Below are 16,604 nucleotides of genomic sequence, written 5' to 3' on the forward strand. Positions count from 1 at the left end.
GTCAGCCGGTTACGCCCAAGAATAGAGGCATTGACCGCAAACAGATAGTCTCCCACTCCAGAATCTGCCAAACAGGCACCTCTGAAAATTCATTCAAATTATCTCTACGCTTAACATAAAAAGTCAAAAAGGCCCTGCTCAATGGTTTTTCAAAAAAGCCTGACCCGTGAATTGACTTTTACTGCGGTCAGCGTGTTCGTGGTCCTGCTGGCCATCCTGGTCACTACCCAGACCATCAATCTGCTCGGCCGTGCCGCCGAAGGGCGCATCGCCAACGAGGCGGTAGCGGCCCTGATCGGATTCTGGACACTCGGCTTGTTTCCCCTGCTGTTGATTCTCACCGTATTCGTCAGCGTCCTGGTGGTGTTAACCCGACTCTGGCGCGATCATGAAATGGCCGTCTGGCTGGCCTCAGGTGTATCGCTCAAGGACTGGGTCAAGCCGGTGCTGCGTTTTGCCGTCCCCTTGGCCATTCTGGTCGGCATCTCATCGCTACTGATCGGCCCTTGGGCTGAGCAGCGCAGCCATGAATACGCCGAAATTCTCAAACAGCACGAGGATGTTTCCGCCATATCCCCCGGAATTTTCAAGGAATCCCACTCCTCGCGCCGCGTCTATTTCGTCGAGAATTTTTCGGGGAAAAACGGCTCGGCCGCCAACATCTTCATGCAGGACATGAGCAAGGGTAAGGTTGCCAGCATTTTTGCAAAATCCGGCCGAATCGTGACCAACGAGCAGGGCGAGCGGCTTCTGGTGCTGGAAAACGGTCGGCGCTATGTCGGCAATCCTGGCGAGGCGGACTACGAAGTGGCCGAATTTGCCCGCTACAGCGTGGTCATCAATGACCAACCCCAGTTTATTCCCTCCGGCAACTCGCGCCAGACCATGACCTCGGCCGCGCTGGCCCTGAGCGACAAGGCCGGCGACAAGGCCGAACTCGGCTGGCGGCTGTCCATGCCCATCAGCACCATCGTCCTGGCGCTGCTCGCCATTCCCTTGTCTTATTTCAACCCGCGCAGTGGTCACACCTACAACCTTCTGCTGGCCCTGCTGGCGTACTTCGTTTACCAAAACGCCCTAACCCTATGCCGTAACTGGGTGCTGCAAGATCGCCTGAGCGCCTATGCGATGCTGGCCCCCCATATGCTGATGCTGCTGGCAGCACTCGGCATGCTGGCGTACCGCAACCGTCCGGCCATTTCACCGGGTCGCTTCCTGGGCCAGCTCATCCGGAAATCCTGATCCATGAAACTGATTTACCGCTACATCACCACCCAGCTGACCGTGGCCACGCTGTATGCCCTGGCGGCGCTGCTCGCACTGTATGCCTTCTTCGACATCATCAAAGAAGTGCCTGACTTGGGACACGGCGGCTATGGCGTGCCGCAGATGCTGCTCTACATTGTGCTTTTGATGCCGGGTCACGCCTACGAACTGATGCCCCTCGTGGTGCTGATCGGCGGCATGGTCGCCATGACCCAGCTCGCCACCAACAGCGAATACACCATCATCCGCACCAGTGGCGTCACCCTCGCCCAGGTCGCGGGCGTGCTGTTGCGTTTCGGCATCGGCTTTGCCCTGATCACCGGCCTGCTGGGCGAATTCGGCGCCCCCTTCTCCGAAAAGCAGGCAGAGCGCATGAAACTATCGGCGACCAGGTCGATGGTCACTCAGGAGTTCCGTTCGGGCATCTGGGTCAAGGATGACCAGAATTTCATCAACGTGGGCGAAATGCTGCCGGACAACACCCTGCTCGGGGTTCGTATCTACACCTACGACAAGGACTACCGCCTGGTGCAAACCCGTTTTGCCGAGCGCGGCACCTATCAGCGGCCACAGCATTTGTGGCGACTCGAAAAGGTCAAGGAAACCACGCTGGGCGACAAGACGACGACAACACGCCAACTCGACACACTAGATTGGCATTCGGTGATCGAACCGTCGATCCTCGACGTGCTGCTGGTGGTACCCGAGCAGATGTCCGCCATGGACCTGACCACCTATATCGAGCACCTGCGCAGCAACGAGCAGAAGACCCAGCGCTATGAGATCGCCCTGTGGAGCAAGTTCTTCTACCCCCTGGCCTGCATCTCCATGGCCCTGGTGGCTCTCGCCTTCACGCCGCGCCAACGCCGTCATGCCCAACTGGGCATAAGGCTGTTCGTCGGCATCTGCCTGGGGGTCACTTTCCACTTCGTCAACCGGCTGTTTGCGCACCTGGGCCTGCTTTACGACTGGAATGCCATGTTTGCGGCCACGCTCCCCACCCTGTTGTTCCTGCTGGCGGGTATTACCATCACCGTACGACAAGAAAGGCGCTGACATGACCGACCCGATGCTCGAACGCTGCAAGGCCTGGCGCCGGACACTCAACGAGGGTCGTCAGCAGCTGGCCGAGACCTACCTGAAGAAGCGTGACCCGGAGCGCTTCCTCAAGCAATACAGCCAGGTCGTCGATGGTATCCTGCAGGACATGTGGGGGGCACTGGAGCTCGGCCAGCAGGCAACGCTGGTCGCAGTCGGTGGCTACGGGCGCGGACAATTGTTCCCGCACTCCGACATCGACCTGCTATTCCTGCTGCCATCCGCTAACGAAACCGAACTGAACGATGCGATCACCCGCCTGATCGGTTTAATGTGGGATAGCGGCCTGGAAGTCGGCCACAGCGTTCGGACCATCGACGAGTGCCTGAGTGAGGCGGCCAACGACATTACGATCGAGACCACGCTGCTGGAAAACCGTTTCCTCGCCGGCGACGCGGCCCTGCACCAGGCAGCCTGCACCGCGCTCGCCCAGCAACGCGACCCGCTGGCCTTTTTCGAAGGCAAGATTCTCGAGCAGCAACAGCGCCATAACCGCTATTTCGGCGTCACCAACAACCTCGAACCGAACGTCAAAGAAAGCCTGGGTGGCTTGCGTGACCTGCAAACCATCCTGTGGATCAGCAAGGCCATTGATCTGGGCGACAACTGGGATGCACTGGTGCGGCGCGGCATCCTAACCTTGGCCGAAGCCCGCCTAATCAAGCACAGCGAGAGCCAACTGCAAAAACTGCGCATCGATCTGCACCTGCTGTCCCGCCGCCGCGAAGACCGCCTGATCTTCGACCTGCAGCAACAGATGGGGCTCGCCTGGGGACTCAAGGACACTCCGGCCAAGCGCGCCAGCGAGCAGGTCATGCAGCTCTATTACCGCGCCGCGAAAACGGTCGGCCAGCTGAACGGCATTCTGCTACCCAACCTGCGGGCACGGATTTATTCGCAGGTGCCGCGCGTCACGCAGAATCTCAACGCCCGCTTCTATAGCGTCAACGGCATGCTGGGCATCCGTCGCCCGGACGTGTTCGAGAAAGAACCGTCGGCGATTCTGGAGGCCTTCCTGATCCTGCAAAGAAACCCGGAATTGACCGGCTTTGCGCCGCGCATGCTGCGCGCGCTATGGCACGCACGCAGCCGCATCAACGAGAAATTCCGCCGCGACCCGGCCAATCGGGCGCTATTCATGCAGATTCTGCGCGAACCCGGCCTTACCCGAACGTTGCGGCGCATGAATCTGTACGGCGTACTGGGCAAGTACCTGGCCAATTTCGGCCGCATCGTCGGCCAGATGCAGCACGACCTGTTCCACGTCTATACCGTGGACGAACACATTCTGATGGTGGTGCGTAACCTGCGCCGCTTCGCCATCAGTGCCTTCAGTCACGAGTATCCCCTGCTCTCGAGGCTGATGAACGATTTCGTCCGCCCTGAAGTGCTGTACGCGGCCGGGCTGTTCCACGACATCGCCAAGGGCCGGGGCGGCGACCACTCGATGCTCGGCATGGATGACGCGCGCCAGTTCTGCGAAAGCCACGGCCTGTTGGCCGAAGATACCGAGCTGGTAGTGTGGCTGGTCGGTCAACACCTGACGATGTCCAGCGTCGCCCAAAAGCAGGACATCTACGATCCGGATACTGTGCTGCGCTTTGCCGACCTGGTACAGACTCCACGCCGTCTCGCGGCACTGTACATGCTGACCGTAGCCGACATCCGCGGCACCAGTCCCAAGGTGTGGAACGCCTGGAAAGCCAAGTTGCTGGAAGACCTCTATCACGCCACCCTCAAGGTGCTGATGAGCGGCGGCGCCTTGGACGTGGCCTCCGAGTTGAATGACCGCAAGCAAGAGGCCCTCACCCAATTGCGCTTGTTCGCGGTACCCGATGACGCCATCCAGCGCTTCTGGGATGAGCTGGACACGGTCTATTTCCTGCGCCATGAAGCACGCGAGATCGCCTGGCACACCCGGGTACTCAATCGCTTCGTCCACGTCACCGAGCCAATGGTCAAGACGCGACTGTCGGACGACCGCGAAGGCATCCAGGTCCTGGTCTATACCCCAGATCAGCCGGAGCTGTTCGCCCGCATCTGCGCCTTCTTCGGCCGAAGCAATTACAGCATCGCCGACGCCAAGATCCATACCACGCGGCACGGCTACGCGCTCGACACCTTCCATGTCTTTATCCCGGAGCATCATGATGGCGACTACCGGGACATGATCAACTTCATCGAATTCGAACTGGCGGACTGCCTGAAGAAAGCGGCGCCGATCGTTCTGCCCTCTGAGGGCCGTATCAGCCGCCACCTCAAGCACTTCCCGGTCAGCCCCCAGGTAATGATCCGTCCCGACGACCGCGATAACTTCTTTGTGCTGACGATTGTGGCGGGCGACCGGCCCGGTCTTCTGGCGAGGATCGCCAAGGTGCTGACTGGCTACCGGCTCAACGTCCACTCGGCCAAGATCATGACGCTGGGCAGTCGCGTCGAGGACTCCTTCCTGGTCACCGGCTCGGCGCTGAAAGACGGCAAGAGCGTGCTGGCCCTGGAGGGGGAGCTGCTCGAAACGCTGCGACTGTAACGAAGGAGAAAAGCATGCTGTTCCTGGAAGACCTGACCCTCGGCCGACGCTTCGAGACCGGTAGCCATACCCTCACCGAGGCAGAGTTACTGGCCTTCGCTCACCAGTTCGATCCGCAGTTTTTCCATACCGACCACGAAGCGGCCAAGAACAGCGTCTTCGACGGTCTTGCCGCCAGCGGCTGGCACACCAGCAGCCTCAGCATGCGCCTGGTCGCCCTGTCCGAGCTGGGCACGGTGGCGAACGGCTTGGTCGGCATGGACATCATTTCGATGCGCTGGCCACGCCCCACCCGCGCCGGGGACACTCTCACCGTGTGTGTCGAGGTGCTGGAGAACCGCCGCTCCAACAGCCAGCCCGGCTTCGGCATCGTCACCGTACGCTGGACCACCACCAATCAACGGCAAGAAATCGCCATGCAACTGGAAAACCGCATCTGGGTCCAGGCACGCGGCGAAGCGGACTGAGCCGATAGAACCGGCCCGCCCGACATGATCGTTTGAGGATTAATCAGGGTGTGTCGGCAGCCCCGGGGCACCACCCCGAACAGAGAGACGCAGGCTCAGGGCACCAGCACGGCTGATACCCTGAACAGGCCTTCAGCGGACATTCCACTTGCGAAAATCGGCAGTCAGCTTGGAGAGGTCGCCGGCCGTTTCGGCCAGATGGTTCGAGCTCTGCTCGATGGCACGCGTCGTATGCAGATTCTGCTCGGCGATGGTGTTGAGCTGTTCCAGCGAAGCGGCCACCTCGTGCACCGACTGCGAGTTTTCCTCCATGCCCATGGCGAGATCGTTGGCTTGACGTCGCGCCTGCTCGGCCACCTGCATCAGGTGATCGAGGTTGGCCGAAGACTGGCGAATATGCCCGCTGACCTCTTCCACCTCTTCGACCGTGGCATCCATGCTGGACACAGCCTGCCGCGTGATCTCGCCGATTTGCTGGACCACTTCGGTAATCGATCCGGTTGCCGAACTGGTCCGTTCCGCAAGCTTGCGCACTTCATCCGCCACGACGGAAAAGCCGCGGCCCGCTTCTCCGGCGCGCGCCGCCTCGATGGCGGCGTTGAGTGCAAGAAGGTTGGTCTGCTCGGCGATCTCGTGGATCATGTCGGTCATGGTGCGGATACGCTGCATCGAGTGATCCATTTCGGAGATCGCGGCACGCGAGGTGCCCACCACCGACACCGTGCGCTCGGCAGCCCGCGTCGCCGCCTGCATTGTGTCCTTGCCGGCTTCGGCAACCGACTTCGTCGATTCGGCGCCGTTCAGATTCTGCTCCGCCAGCTCCACCACGTCTTTGATCGCCGCGCTCATGGTTTCCATGTTGCGACTGATCTGCATCAGGCCTTCGCCCTGCTGCACCGAGCGTGCCGCCAGCGAATGCATCTCGTCGCGCAACTGATCAGCCTGGCCGGAGGTCCGCGAACCCGCACCGATCACATCCGCCACCACGGCACGATAATGGATGCGCAACGACTCCAGCCCGCCGATCACCTCGCCCAGCAGCCCGCCATCGCGGACCTGGAGGTCGCGGCCGAGTCGCCCTTCCGCGAGTTCACCGAAGCCCTGCCGCAACAGGCCCAGCACCTTGTTGACCCGCCACCAGCCCCAAGCCCCGCCACTCACGGCCAGCACAGCGCCGGCCATGACAAGCGCTGCCCCACCCACGCCTGGCGGCACGAGACTGCCGGCCAACAACAACACAACGCCGGCCCCCGCCAGCAAAGGAGCCCAGCGCAGCACGTCGACGCAACGCCGCAAGGCCTTGAGGGTGGACGGCACCACCGCCTGCTTGTTGCGGACAGCCTGGTATAACGCCGTGGCGGCCGCAATTTCCTCGCGCCGAGGCGCCGATCGCACCGACATGTAACCGGTAATCTTGCCATGCTCGGTGATCGGCGTGACATACGCTTCCACCCAGTAGAAATCACCATTTTTGCAGCGATTCTTGACCAAACCCCGCCACGGCCGCCCCGTCTTGATGGTCTCCCATAGGTCGGCAAAGGCCTCGGGCGGCATGTCCGGGTGGCGCACGATGTTGTGATTGCGGCCGACCAATTCTGCTTCGCTGAAGCCGCTGATATCGACAAAGGCACGATTCACATAAGTGATGCTGCCCTTGGCATCGGTCTTGCTGACGATAGGATTGGATGGGTCGACCAGATGCTCCTGGTCGGTAACCGGCAGGTTGATTTTCACGAAACGATCTCAGAAATAACGATATTTTATAATTATTATTTATAATAAATAATTGCCGGGAACAAAGCAAAGCAATCGTCGTTCACTTTGCCTTGAGCGACATCAAGCCAATCAAAACCGCCGCAAGATGGCCGCAAGATGGCCGGATCGGCCATGGCGGGGATCGGCAGAAGGTTGGGGAAGACGGTTACCCTAGGTCGCCAGCGTGAACCGGGTTCAGGAAACGTCATTGAATCTGGCTAAGGAGAGGCAAAAAGCGTGGGAAACGGGGCTCTGCGGGCAAATCGTTTATCCCGGCCACCACGCCAGGGCTCACTGGCCCGTTCTATTTATCGCACCAGCCCTCCTCGGCCGGGGGACGCAACCACTCGATAATGGTCTGCCACGCGGCACGATCCCTGGCCACCTTGCTGGCCGGCAGATCGAACAAGGTCAGGCCTTGCGCCGCGGCTTGCACGTACAACTGGGTATCTCTCAACCAGCTCAGAACCGCCACGTCGTGGCGCTGCAGGAAGGATTCCAGTTCACGCGCCGAGCGGGTGCGCGGGTCGACACGCATGCCGACCACAGCCATGAATACCTTGTTTTTCCTGATCGCCTTTTCTTCCAGCAGCCGATGGAAGAATTCCTCGCTCGCCCACATGTCGAACGGGGAAGGCTGGATCGGGATCAGGATACGGTCGACTCGGGAGATCAGACTGTTGAGTCGCTTGCCATGAAGCCCGGCAGGGCTATCCAGCACCACGACACTGGTGCCCTTCGGCGGCTTTGCCGGCTCGCCAGGCTCGACCTGCCAGCCGTGAATGCTCGGTAGAACGGGCGGGCGGCGTGCCAGCCAGTGCAGGGATGACTGCTGCCGATCGACATCCCCGAGCATGACCTTGTCACCGCTGTTGGCAAAATATCCGGCCAGATTTGTCGCCAGGGTCGATTTGCCACTCCCCCCCTTGGGGTTGGCAACCAGCACCGAAAGCACCATGCTCGTCTCCATTGCATCACGGCGCGATGACTCTACCGAAGCCATCGCCCTTGCCTGTTTTCGGAAATTCTGTTCAGCTTGCCGCTGGATACAGGGAAACAACCATGATACGCAGCTTTGACGCCGTCTTGTTCGATATGGACGGCCTGATGATAGATACCGAATCGGTGAGCGCTTCAAGCTGGCGTCTGGCGGGCGAGTCGCTCGACATTCAGATCCCCGAGGAACTGATTCACAGCATGGTCGGCCTGTCGGTCAGCCGGAGCCTGGAACGGGTCATCGAGCACTACGGCGACCGCACTCTCGGCCAAGCCTTGAGCGAGGCCTGCCGTCACCACTACCGGCGCCAGCTCGCCGAGGATGACATTCCCCTCAAGAGCGGTATCGAGGCAGTACTGGATTGGCTGAGTGAACAAGACATTCCGCGCGCCGTGGCGACGTCGACACAACGGCTGATGTGCGACCTCAAATTGCAACGCACCGGTTTGGCGCGTTATTTCGATATCAGCGTTGCCGGTGACGAGGTCCAGCATACCAAACCGGCCCCCGACGTTTATCTGGCCGCCGCCGCCAGACTCGACATTGCGCCGGAGCGCTGCATCGTACTGGAAGACTCTCCGTACGGGCTCCTTGCGGGACACGCCGCAGGCATGCGTGTCATCCTAGTACCAGACCTGATCAAGCCCAGCCAGGAAGACAACGCCAAGGCCCTCGCCACGTGCGACACCCTGCACGACGCCCTGACCCTCCTCAAGTCACTGTGACATCGACAGGTTGGCCGAACTCTTCGGCCAACCTAGTCCCGGGCATTGCCATCAGTAGGCGCCTTGGCCTGGCCATCGAGCACCGTCAACGCCCCATGCAGATAATCGGTCAGTTGGGCCAGCAACTGCGCCCCCAACTCCGCTGGCGCTTCCAGAGTCAGCTGCACCCGGTCGCCGTAAGCGGGCTCCAGCACGATCACGCCATGGTCCGAACAAAAGCGCCGCAATCGCGACTCCTCGGCAAAGCCGGTACTGACCCTGTAGCGAGCCATCTTGACGGTCGGCAGTAGCTGGGCATTCTGCAGGGCGGCACTCACCGCCTGGGCATAGGCCCGCACCAAGCCGCCGGCGCCCAGTTTGATGCCGCCGAAATAGCGCACCACCACCGCCAGCACGTTACCCACATCCTTGTGCGTCAACACCGCATACATCGGCTTGGCCGCCGTACCGGAAGGTTCGCCGTCGTCGTCGAGTCCCGAATCCCCTTCCGTCAGCAGTACCGAGCAGTAATGCCGGGCATCCTTCCAGCGCTGACGCACCTCGGCCAGACGGTCCATCGCCTCGGCCCGGCTGGTTACCGGATAGAGTACGACGATGAAGCGGCTTTTCTTGATCTCGATCTCGGCCGTTACCGGTGCCGCTAGTTGCAACATTGCTGCCTTTCCTCAAGCTGGAACCACGGATAAATCACACTGTGCCTTCCCGGATCGATCCGCGGGCTCGCCGCCGCCCCCCTTTTACCTGGGTTTTGTCAGCACACACAAAGTCTCCATCTTACCCGAAGCCCTACCTAGGCTGAGATGAAGCACAGCCATTACCGATGAGGCTGGCCAGGCCAACACACCTCCCATGCTTGTCACCGACTCCGTCGGGATGGACAATAACCCATCCATCATGGCCGGAAAGGTAACGATGCTGAGCACCCCTACCCTATGGTTCACCTGCGCCGTGGTTGCCCTGATCGCCGAGTTCGTCACCGGCACCTTCTACCTTCTGGTGGTAGCACTAGCCTTGGCCGGGGGTGGGCTGGCGGCACTAAGCGGCCTGGGTGCCGCCGCCGAGCTGACCGCCGCCAGCCTGACCGGCGTCATCGGGCTGTGGCTCGTCACCCGCTGGAAACAACGCCACGCCAACCCGCGCCAGCCTCGCCGCGAGGCCGACTTCGGCCAACCCGTACGCATCGTCAGCGTTGCCGGCAATGGTCAGGCTCGCGTCCATTACCGTGGCACCGAATGGGACGCTGAGCTGCTCGACCCCACCCTCTCTCGCGGCCAGACCGGGTACATCACCGACAGCGACGGCGGCCGGCTCAAGATTTCCTCAACACCACCAGGACAACACTAATGGAACTGGCGCTCCTCCTCTTTCTGGCCGTAGTGATCTTCGTCCTCAAATCGATCAAAGTCGTACCGCAACAGCATGCCTACGTGATCGAGCGGCTCGGACGCTACCACGGCACACTGCAGCCCGGGCTCAGCATCGTCGTGCCTTTCGTCGATCGCGTCGCCTACAAGCACATCCTCAAGGAGATTCCGCTCGACGTCCCCAGCCAGATTTGCATCACCCGCGACAATACCCAGCTCAAGGTCGATGGCATTCTGTACTTCCAGGTCACCGACCCGCAGCGGGCCTCCTACGGCTCCAGCGACTACATCCTGGCGATTACCCAACTGGCTCAGACCACGCTGCGTTCGGTCATCGGCAAGATGGAACTCGACAAGACCTTTGAGGAGCGTGACGAGATCAATCGCGCCGTGGTCGCCGCCCTGGACGAAGCCGCCTTCTCCTGGGGGGTCAAGGTGCTGCGCTACGAGATCAAGGACCTGGTGCCTCCGCAGGACATCCTGCACGCCATGCAGGCACAGATCACGGCCGAGAGGGAAAAACGCGCCCTGATCGCCTCGTCGGAAGGCCGCAAGATGGAACAGATCAACATCGCATCCGGTACGCGCGAAGCCGCCATCCAGCAGTCACAGGGTGAAATGCAGGCCACCATCAACCAGTCGGAAGGGGCAAAACAGGCTGCCATCAACAAGGCCCTCGGCGAAGCGGAAGCCCTGCGCCTGGTTGCCACCGCCACTGCCGAAGCCATCCAGCGCGTGGCAGGGGCGATCAAAACCGAGGGCGGCATCGAAGCGGTGAATCTCAGAGTGGCCGAGCAGTACGTCGACGCATTCGGCAAACTCGCCAAAGAGAACAATACCCTGATCCTGCCCGGCAACGTCGCCGACATCGGCGGCCTGGTCGCCAGCGCCATGAGCATCGTCAAGCAGGTTCAACGTTAAGACAGCCTACGGCCGCAGCTTGTATTGCGGCCGGCCTGCCCCCATAATCGTTTGCATGAAATTCCTGTCCGACCTCTTTCCCGTCCTGCTGTTCTTCGGTGCCTACTGGTTCAGCAGAGACATGTTCATCGCCACCGCTGTCGCCATTGCCGCCACCACATTGCAAGTGGCGACCGCTTGGCTGCGCCACCGCAAGGTCGAAACCATGCAATGGGTCAGCCTCGGGCTGATCGTGGTGCTGGGTGGTGCCACCCTGCTGCTGCATGACAAGCATTTCATCATGTGGAAGCCGACCGTACTGTACTGGATCATGGGCGCCGGCCTGCTGATCGGGGAACTTGCCGGCAAGAACGGCATCAGAGCCTTGGTTGGACAGCAAATGGAACTCCCCGCTGCCGTGTGGCGCAAGCTCAATTACGCGTGGGTGGCGTTTTTTGCCCTGATGGGTGCGCTCAACCTGTTCGTTGCCTTCCGCTTCAGTGAAGACATCTGGGTCAATTTCAAGCTATTTGGTGGATTGGGCCTGATGTTCGCCTTCGTCATCGCCCAAAGCCTGTTTCTCTCCAAGTATCTAGAGGAAAAAAAGTAATGCTGTACGCCATTATCGGCCAGGACCAGCCAGGCTCTCTGGAAAACCGTCTGGCCGCCCGCCCGGCTCATCTGGCGCGCTTGCAGGCTTTGCAAGAACAGGGCCGCTTGCTCGTCGCCGGGCCGTTTCCGGCCATCGACTCGCCAGATCCGGGTCCTGCCGGATTCAGCGGCAGCCTGATCGTGGCCGAATTCGGCTCACTCGACGAGGCTCGCGACTGGGCCGATGCCGACCCCTACGTCGCCGCTGGCGTTTACGCGCAGGTCGAGATCAAACCGTTCCGCAAGGTCTTTCCGGCATGAACGACATCCTGCAACGGATGCAAGAACGCCTGTCCAGCCTGCAACCCGAACACCTCGACATCGAGGACGATAGTGCCGCCCATGCCGGCCACGCCGGTGCCCGATCGGGCGGTGGACACTACAACCTGACCATTGTCAGCCCCTGCTTCGCGGGCCTGAGTCGTGTCAAGCGCCACCAAATAGTATACGAGGCGCTGGGCGATCTCATGCAAACCGGCATCCATGCCTTGGCCATCAAAGCCATCGCCCCGAACGAAATCTGACATCACCGATAAGGATTCCCCCATGCGACATTCCCGTCTCGCCGCTTTGCTGTTCGTTGCCGCCATCGGCGTCCCCGGCCTCGCTGCTGCGCAAGCCGTTGCCACCGTCAACGGTGTCGCAATCGACAAGAAAGACGTCGACGAAGCCGTTACCATCCTGGGCAAGAACAGCAATGGTAAAGTCCAGGACAGCCCGGCACTGCGCGAGCAGATCAAGGAAAACCTGATCAACAAGCAGCTGATCCTGCAGGAAGCCACGCGCCGTGGCCTGGAAAAGCAGCCGGATTTCGTCGAGCGCCTGCAGAACGTTCGTGAAGAGATGCTGCGCGATGCGCTGTTTGCCGAGATCGTGAAACAGAACCCGGTTACCGACGCCAAGATCAAGGCCCGCTATGACCAGCTCGCCTCCCAGCAGGCTGGCAGCAAGGAAGTGCACGCCCGCCAGATCATGGTGACCAGCGAGGCGGAAGCCTCCAAGGTTATCGCCGACCTGAAGAAGGGCAAGAAATTCGAAGACCTGGCCAAGACGCTTTCCAAAGACCCGACCGCCAAACAGTCTGGCGGCGATATGGGCTGGGGCAACCTGAGCCAGATGGAACCCAAGCTGGCAGAGGCGCTGAAAGGTCTGGGCAAGGGTCAGAGCAGCAGCCAGCCGTTCAAATCCGGGCTGGGCTGGCACGTATTCAAGATTGAGGACATCCGCGACGCCAAGTTGCCGCCGCTGAACGAAGTCAAAGCCCAGATCGCTCGCCAGATTCAGCAAGAAGACGTAGCCAAGGCCGTCGGTGAACTTCGCTCCAAGGCCAAAATCCAGTAAATCAAGAACGACAAAGGATACTATCCAACATGCGCAAAACTCTGCTGCTTAGCACCCTGACCGCCGCCGTGCTGTCGACCGCCGTCTTGGCGGCGCCTCCGGTCGTCAACGGGACCGCCATTTCCCAGTCCCGTATCGACGCCGTCGTCCGCATGATGGAAGCCCAAGGCCAGCAGTCGTCGCCGGACATGCAGGCCGCGGCGCGTGACCAGCTGATCACCGCCGAAATCCTGCGTCAGGCAGCGGTGAAGAAAGGCCTCGACAAGTCGCCCGAATACCGCGCCGAGCTGGAAAACATGCAGACCATGGCACTGGCCAGCCGTCTGATCAAAGACTTCCAGCGCAGCAACCCGGTGAGCGATGCGCAGCTGCGCGCCGAATACGACAAGATCAAGTCGCAGTTCCCGGAGAAGAAGAGCTATCATGCTCGCCACATCCTGGTTCCGACCGAAGCGGAAGCCAAGGCCGTGATCGACGCTCTGCGCAAGGGCAAGGCGTTCGACCAGTTGGCCAAGGAAAAGTCGATCGATCCGGGCAGCAAGAACAACGGCGGCGATCTAGGCTGGAGCGAAGCCAGCAATTTTGTTGCCCCGTTCTCCGAAGCCATGACCAAGCTCTCCAAAGGCCAGGTCACCTCGGAACCGGTCAAGACCGAATTCGGCTGGCACGTCATCAAGCTTGACGACGTGCGCACCGAAGCGGCTCCGCCGGTGGAACAAATCCGCCCGCAGCTGGAACAGCGCATCATGTCCGGCCGCATCGAGAAGTTCATCAGCGATCTGAAGGCCAAGGCCAGCATCCAGTAATCGGAATGCGAGCCATAGAAAACGGGGCGGATAACCGCCCCGTTTTTCATTGCCGCACCCGCACTCACTCGTCGTCGCACCACTTCGGGGTTCGCTTGCCCATGAAGGCGGCCACCCCCTCCAGCTGCTCCTCCCCCCCGACCAGCCGCAGCATGGCTTGCTTCTCCAAAACCAGATGCTCCTCCATGTCATGGTATGCACTGCTCATGATCAGCTTGCGTACCTCCTGGATGGCTCTCGGAGCTTGGCGCGCGACTTTATTCGCCAGGCTGACGGCAACGATCTTGGACAGGCCGGGGTCGACCACCTCTTCCACCAGGCCGATGGACAAGGCCTTGGCCGCCGTGAGAATCTCACCGCCAAGAATGATCCGCTTCGCCCAGGACACGCCGACCTTGTCGGTCAACGCCTTGGTGCCACCGGCACAAGGCAGCAGCCCTACCTTGGTCTCCGGAAGGCCGAGCTGCGCACCGACTTCTGCCACCATGTAATCGCATGCCAGAGCGCACTCCAGCCCTCCCCCCAAGGCATAGCCATTGATTGCGGCCACGGTCACCCCATGGAAGTGGCGGATCGCACCGAATGCCAGCGCAAAGGCATCGATGACCTCGGCTGCCAACTGCCGGTCTCCACCAACAAACTGATTAAGGTCGGCACCGGCCGAGAAGAAGGCATCGCCTTCTCCGGTTAACACCACGGAACGGATCAAATCATCTTGTTCAATCTCCTCCATCACCGCCGCCAGCTCGCGCAGACTCGTCAGCGTCCACAGGTTGGCTGGAGGGTTGTTGATGGTCAGGATGGCTGATTGCCCGAGTTTCTCAACAGTCACACTGTTCGCCATGATGCTCCTCACTACGCTCTCGCTTGTTATGGTTGTGAACGTTCATGGCGGCAAGCACCTCGCAGCTGCCTCTCAGGGCAGCCCATGGTGCGCCCAGCCATTGCTAACACAAATATTTAGCAGTACAACAACTGTTTCTTACTTATTAATTTTTAGCTCGTTGCTTGATGAATGCCAAAATAAAATCGGCGCCTTTTCAATTATTCCAAAGGCAAGAAAAGCGACATGCAGGTAGAGCCACCGTCTGTTTGGTAAAATCAGGCTTTCCTTGGCGGTGCCGTCGATGATTGAGACCAGTTTTCTTGTTTTGTTCCTGGCCGGGCTCCTCGGCGGGGGGCACTGTATCGGCATGTGTGGGGGTATAGTCACCGCGCTGTCCCTGAATCTGCCCGAGCAACGCCGCGGTTTCATCCTGCTCTCCTACAATATCGGCCGCATGGCCAGTTACGTGCTGATTGGCACTTTGCTTGGTGGTTTGGCACAGGCAGGGCTCTCCTTGCTGCAAGTACGCCCGCTGCAAATTGGCCTCTACCTGCTGGCCAACGTGATGATCATCGGCATGGGGTTATACCTGGCAGGGTTATCGCCCGCCATCACCCGCATCGAAACGATCGGGAAGCCCGTGTGGCGGCGCTTGCAGCCGCTGCTGGCCCCCCTGCTGCCGATACGCCATCCAGGCCAGGCGCTGCTGGCCGGGGCGCTATGGGGTTGGTTGCCATGTGGACTGGTCTATAGTGCCAGCCTCACCGCCCTGGCCTCGGGGTCGGCCGCTCGTGGCGCACTGGTCATGCTGGCGTTCGCTCTGGGAACGCTGCCCAATCTGCTCGCCATGGGTTTGTTCGCCAACACCCTGAAACGCTGGCTGCAAAAACGGCCAGTGCGGCTGATTGCCGGACTGGCCGTGGTGGGAATGGGCGTGTATCAGTTACTCAGCCATCTGCTGCCCCAATACACCCCATTTTGATCAACGGAACGACTTGAGAATGGTATTCACGTTGTAACGGAACAGCGCCAGGTAGCTATTGGCCGGACCGTTGGGCGCCGAAAGAGCGTCGGCGTACAGTGCCGCGTCGGCCTTCACATTGGCCTCCCGCGCCAGTTGCTCGAGCAGGCGCTTGTCGCTCATGTTCTCAAAGAAGACCGCCTTCACCTTTTCCTTTTTGATCTGCCGCACCAGCATCGCCACGGCTTTGGCGGACGCCTCGGTATCGGTGCTCACCCCCTGCGGTGAGAGCAGTTGGATGCCATAGCGCTTACCCAGGTAAGCAAAGGCGTCGTGCGAGGTCAGCACCTTGCGCTGCACGGCCGGCACGGCGGCTAAGGCCTTGGCCGCCCATTGATCCAGCTCGCCCACCTTGCGCCCGTAGTCGGCCGCGCGCTGCCGGTAGACGGCTTGCCCCTCAGGATCCGCCTTGCTCAACCCTTCCGCAATGTTCTTGATGTAAGTCTGCACCCGCGCGGGGTCCTGCCAGGCGTGCGGGTCGATGCCACCATGCTGATGACCGTGCTCTTCCACTCCATGGTCCTCCACCATCAACGGCTGGATGCCCTTGCTGGCTTCGATCAGCGTGCCCTTGAACCCGGCAGAACGGGTCAGACGCCCCATCCACCCCTCGAAGCCCAGGCCGTTGACAACGAACACCTTGGCCGCGGCCAGGCGTTTCACGTCTGCCGGTGCCGGCTGGAACACGTGGGCATCCTGATTCGGCCCGACCAGCGACACCACTTCGACGCGGTCGCCGCCGATTTCGCGGGTCATGTCCGCCACGATACTGAAACTGGCCACTACCGGCAGCTTGGCCCACGCCCACAACGGCAGGCTCAACAAAGCGACACCCAACAAGGTTTTCTTCATGTATT

General features: G+C 60.7%; 18 protein-coding genes. 13 read left to right on the forward strand and 5 right to left on the reverse strand.

Annotation, left to right across the window (positions count from 1 at the left end; genetic code table 11):
- The first annotated feature begins 141 nt into the window (after positions 1-141).
- From lptF to B9N72_RS16885, 4 genes are read left to right on the forward strand one after another with little or no spacing between them, the layout of a single operon-like run.
- Positions 142-1,242, forward strand: coding sequence for an LPS export ABC transporter permease LptF (gene lptF, locus B9N72_RS16870; RefSeq protein ID WP_085277447.1), 1,101 nt, complete (start codon positions 142-144; stop codon positions 1,240-1,242).
- 3 nt (positions 1,243-1,245) lie between these two features.
- Complete coding sequence (lptG, locus tag B9N72_RS16875; RefSeq protein WP_085277448.1) at positions 1,246-2,322, forward strand: LPS export ABC transporter permease LptG; 1,077 nt, start codon at positions 1,246-1,248, stop codon at positions 2,320-2,322.
- A 1-nt stretch (position 2,323) separates the two neighbouring features.
- Entirely contained in the window at positions 2,324-4,894 is a 2,571-nt protein-coding gene (locus tag B9N72_RS16880; RefSeq protein ID WP_085277449.1) for a [protein-PII] uridylyltransferase, read from the forward strand.
- A 14-nt stretch (positions 4,895-4,908) separates the two neighbouring features.
- Entirely contained in the window at positions 4,909-5,361 is a 453-nt protein-coding gene (locus B9N72_RS16885) for a MaoC family dehydratase (RefSeq protein WP_085277450.1), read from the forward strand.
- 132 nt (positions 5,362-5,493) lie between these two features.
- On the opposite strand, the gene B9N72_RS16890 is transcribed toward B9N72_RS16885, so the two are convergent.
- Together B9N72_RS16890 and B9N72_RS16895 are read right to left on the reverse strand one after the other, a co-directional pair.
- Complete coding sequence (locus tag B9N72_RS16890; protein ID WP_085277451.1) at positions 5,494-7,095, reverse strand: methyl-accepting chemotaxis protein; 1,602 nt, start codon at positions 7,093-7,095, stop codon at positions 5,494-5,496.
- A 325-nt stretch (positions 7,096-7,420) separates the two neighbouring features.
- A complete protein-coding gene (locus B9N72_RS16895) occupies positions 7,421-8,119 on the reverse strand; it encodes a ParA family protein (protein ID WP_234986030.1) in 699 nt (232 codons plus the stop codon).
- 59 nt (positions 8,120-8,178) lie between these two features.
- On the opposite strand from B9N72_RS16895, the gene B9N72_RS16900 reads away from it, so the two are divergent.
- Positions 8,179-8,838: an HAD family hydrolase gene (locus B9N72_RS16900; RefSeq protein WP_085277453.1), complete on the forward strand. Its 660-nt coding sequence runs from the start codon at positions 8,179-8,181 to the stop codon at positions 8,836-8,838.
- 32 nt (positions 8,839-8,870) lie between these two features.
- Here B9N72_RS16900 and B9N72_RS16905 read toward each other — a convergent pair whose 3' ends face one another.
- On the reverse strand, positions 8,871-9,491 hold the full coding sequence (locus tag B9N72_RS16905; protein ID WP_085277454.1) for an IMPACT family protein: 621 nt from the start codon (positions 9,489-9,491) through the stop codon (positions 8,871-8,873).
- Positions 9,492-9,750: 259 nt separating this feature from the next.
- On the opposite strand from B9N72_RS16905, the gene B9N72_RS16910 reads away from it, so the two are divergent.
- The 7 genes from B9N72_RS16910 to B9N72_RS16940 are packed head-to-tail and all read left to right on the forward strand — an operon-like array spanning position 9,751 to position 13,900.
- Positions 9,751-10,182, forward strand: coding sequence for an NfeD family protein (locus tag B9N72_RS16910; RefSeq protein ID WP_085277455.1), 432 nt, complete (start codon positions 9,751-9,753; stop codon positions 10,180-10,182).
- Positions 10,182-11,123, forward strand: coding sequence for an SPFH domain-containing protein (locus B9N72_RS16915; protein ID WP_085277456.1), 942 nt, complete (start codon positions 10,182-10,184; stop codon positions 11,121-11,123). The genes B9N72_RS16910 and B9N72_RS16915 overlap by 1 nt, the downstream gene beginning before the upstream one ends.
- A 55-nt stretch (positions 11,124-11,178) precedes the next feature.
- Positions 11,179-11,712 (forward strand): septation protein A, encoded by a 534-nt coding sequence (locus B9N72_RS16920; RefSeq protein WP_085277457.1) that lies wholly within the window; start codon positions 11,179-11,181, stop codon positions 11,710-11,712.
- The gene (locus tag B9N72_RS16925; protein ID WP_085277458.1) at positions 11,712-12,014 is read left to right on the forward strand and encodes a YciI family protein; all 303 of its coding nucleotides are present in this window, start codon (positions 11,712-11,714) and stop codon (positions 12,012-12,014) included. The genes B9N72_RS16920 and B9N72_RS16925 overlap by 1 nt, the downstream gene beginning before the upstream one ends.
- Positions 12,011-12,277 (forward strand): BolA family protein, encoded by a 267-nt coding sequence (locus tag B9N72_RS16930; RefSeq protein WP_085277459.1) that lies wholly within the window; start codon positions 12,011-12,013, stop codon positions 12,275-12,277. The genes B9N72_RS16925 and B9N72_RS16930 overlap by 4 nt, the downstream gene beginning before the upstream one ends.
- A 22-nt stretch (positions 12,278-12,299) precedes the next feature.
- On the forward strand, positions 12,300-13,094 hold the full coding sequence (locus B9N72_RS16935) for a peptidylprolyl isomerase (protein ID WP_085277460.1): 795 nt from the start codon (positions 12,300-12,302) through the stop codon (positions 13,092-13,094).
- A gap of 29 nt (positions 13,095-13,123) precedes the next feature.
- The gene (locus B9N72_RS16940; protein ID WP_085277461.1) at positions 13,124-13,900 is read left to right on the forward strand and encodes a peptidylprolyl isomerase; all 777 of its coding nucleotides are present in this window, start codon (positions 13,124-13,126) and stop codon (positions 13,898-13,900) included.
- A gap of 64 nt (positions 13,901-13,964) precedes the next feature.
- Here the strand turns inward: B9N72_RS16940 and B9N72_RS16945 are convergent, their stop codons facing one another.
- Positions 13,965-14,744, reverse strand: coding sequence for an enoyl-CoA hydratase (locus tag B9N72_RS16945; protein WP_085277462.1), 780 nt, complete (start codon positions 14,742-14,744; stop codon positions 13,965-13,967).
- A 283-nt stretch (positions 14,745-15,027) separates the two neighbouring features.
- Here B9N72_RS16945 and B9N72_RS16950 point away from each other — a divergent pair, with 283 nt between their 5' ends.
- Positions 15,028-15,708, forward strand: coding sequence for a sulfite exporter TauE/SafE family protein (locus B9N72_RS16950; protein WP_085277463.1), 681 nt, complete (start codon positions 15,028-15,030; stop codon positions 15,706-15,708).
- Here the strand turns inward: B9N72_RS16950 and B9N72_RS16955 are convergent, their stop codons facing one another.
- Complete coding sequence (locus B9N72_RS16955; protein ID WP_085277464.1) at positions 15,709-16,599, reverse strand: metal ABC transporter solute-binding protein, Zn/Mn family; 891 nt, start codon at positions 16,597-16,599, stop codon at positions 15,709-15,711.
- Between the last annotated feature and the right edge of the window lie 5 nt (positions 16,600-16,604).

It is taken from the genome of Pseudogulbenkiania subflava DSM 22618 (assembly GCF_900177275.1).
GTDB classification, from domain to species: domain Bacteria; phylum Pseudomonadota; class Gammaproteobacteria; order Burkholderiales; family Chromobacteriaceae; genus Pseudogulbenkiania; species Pseudogulbenkiania subflava.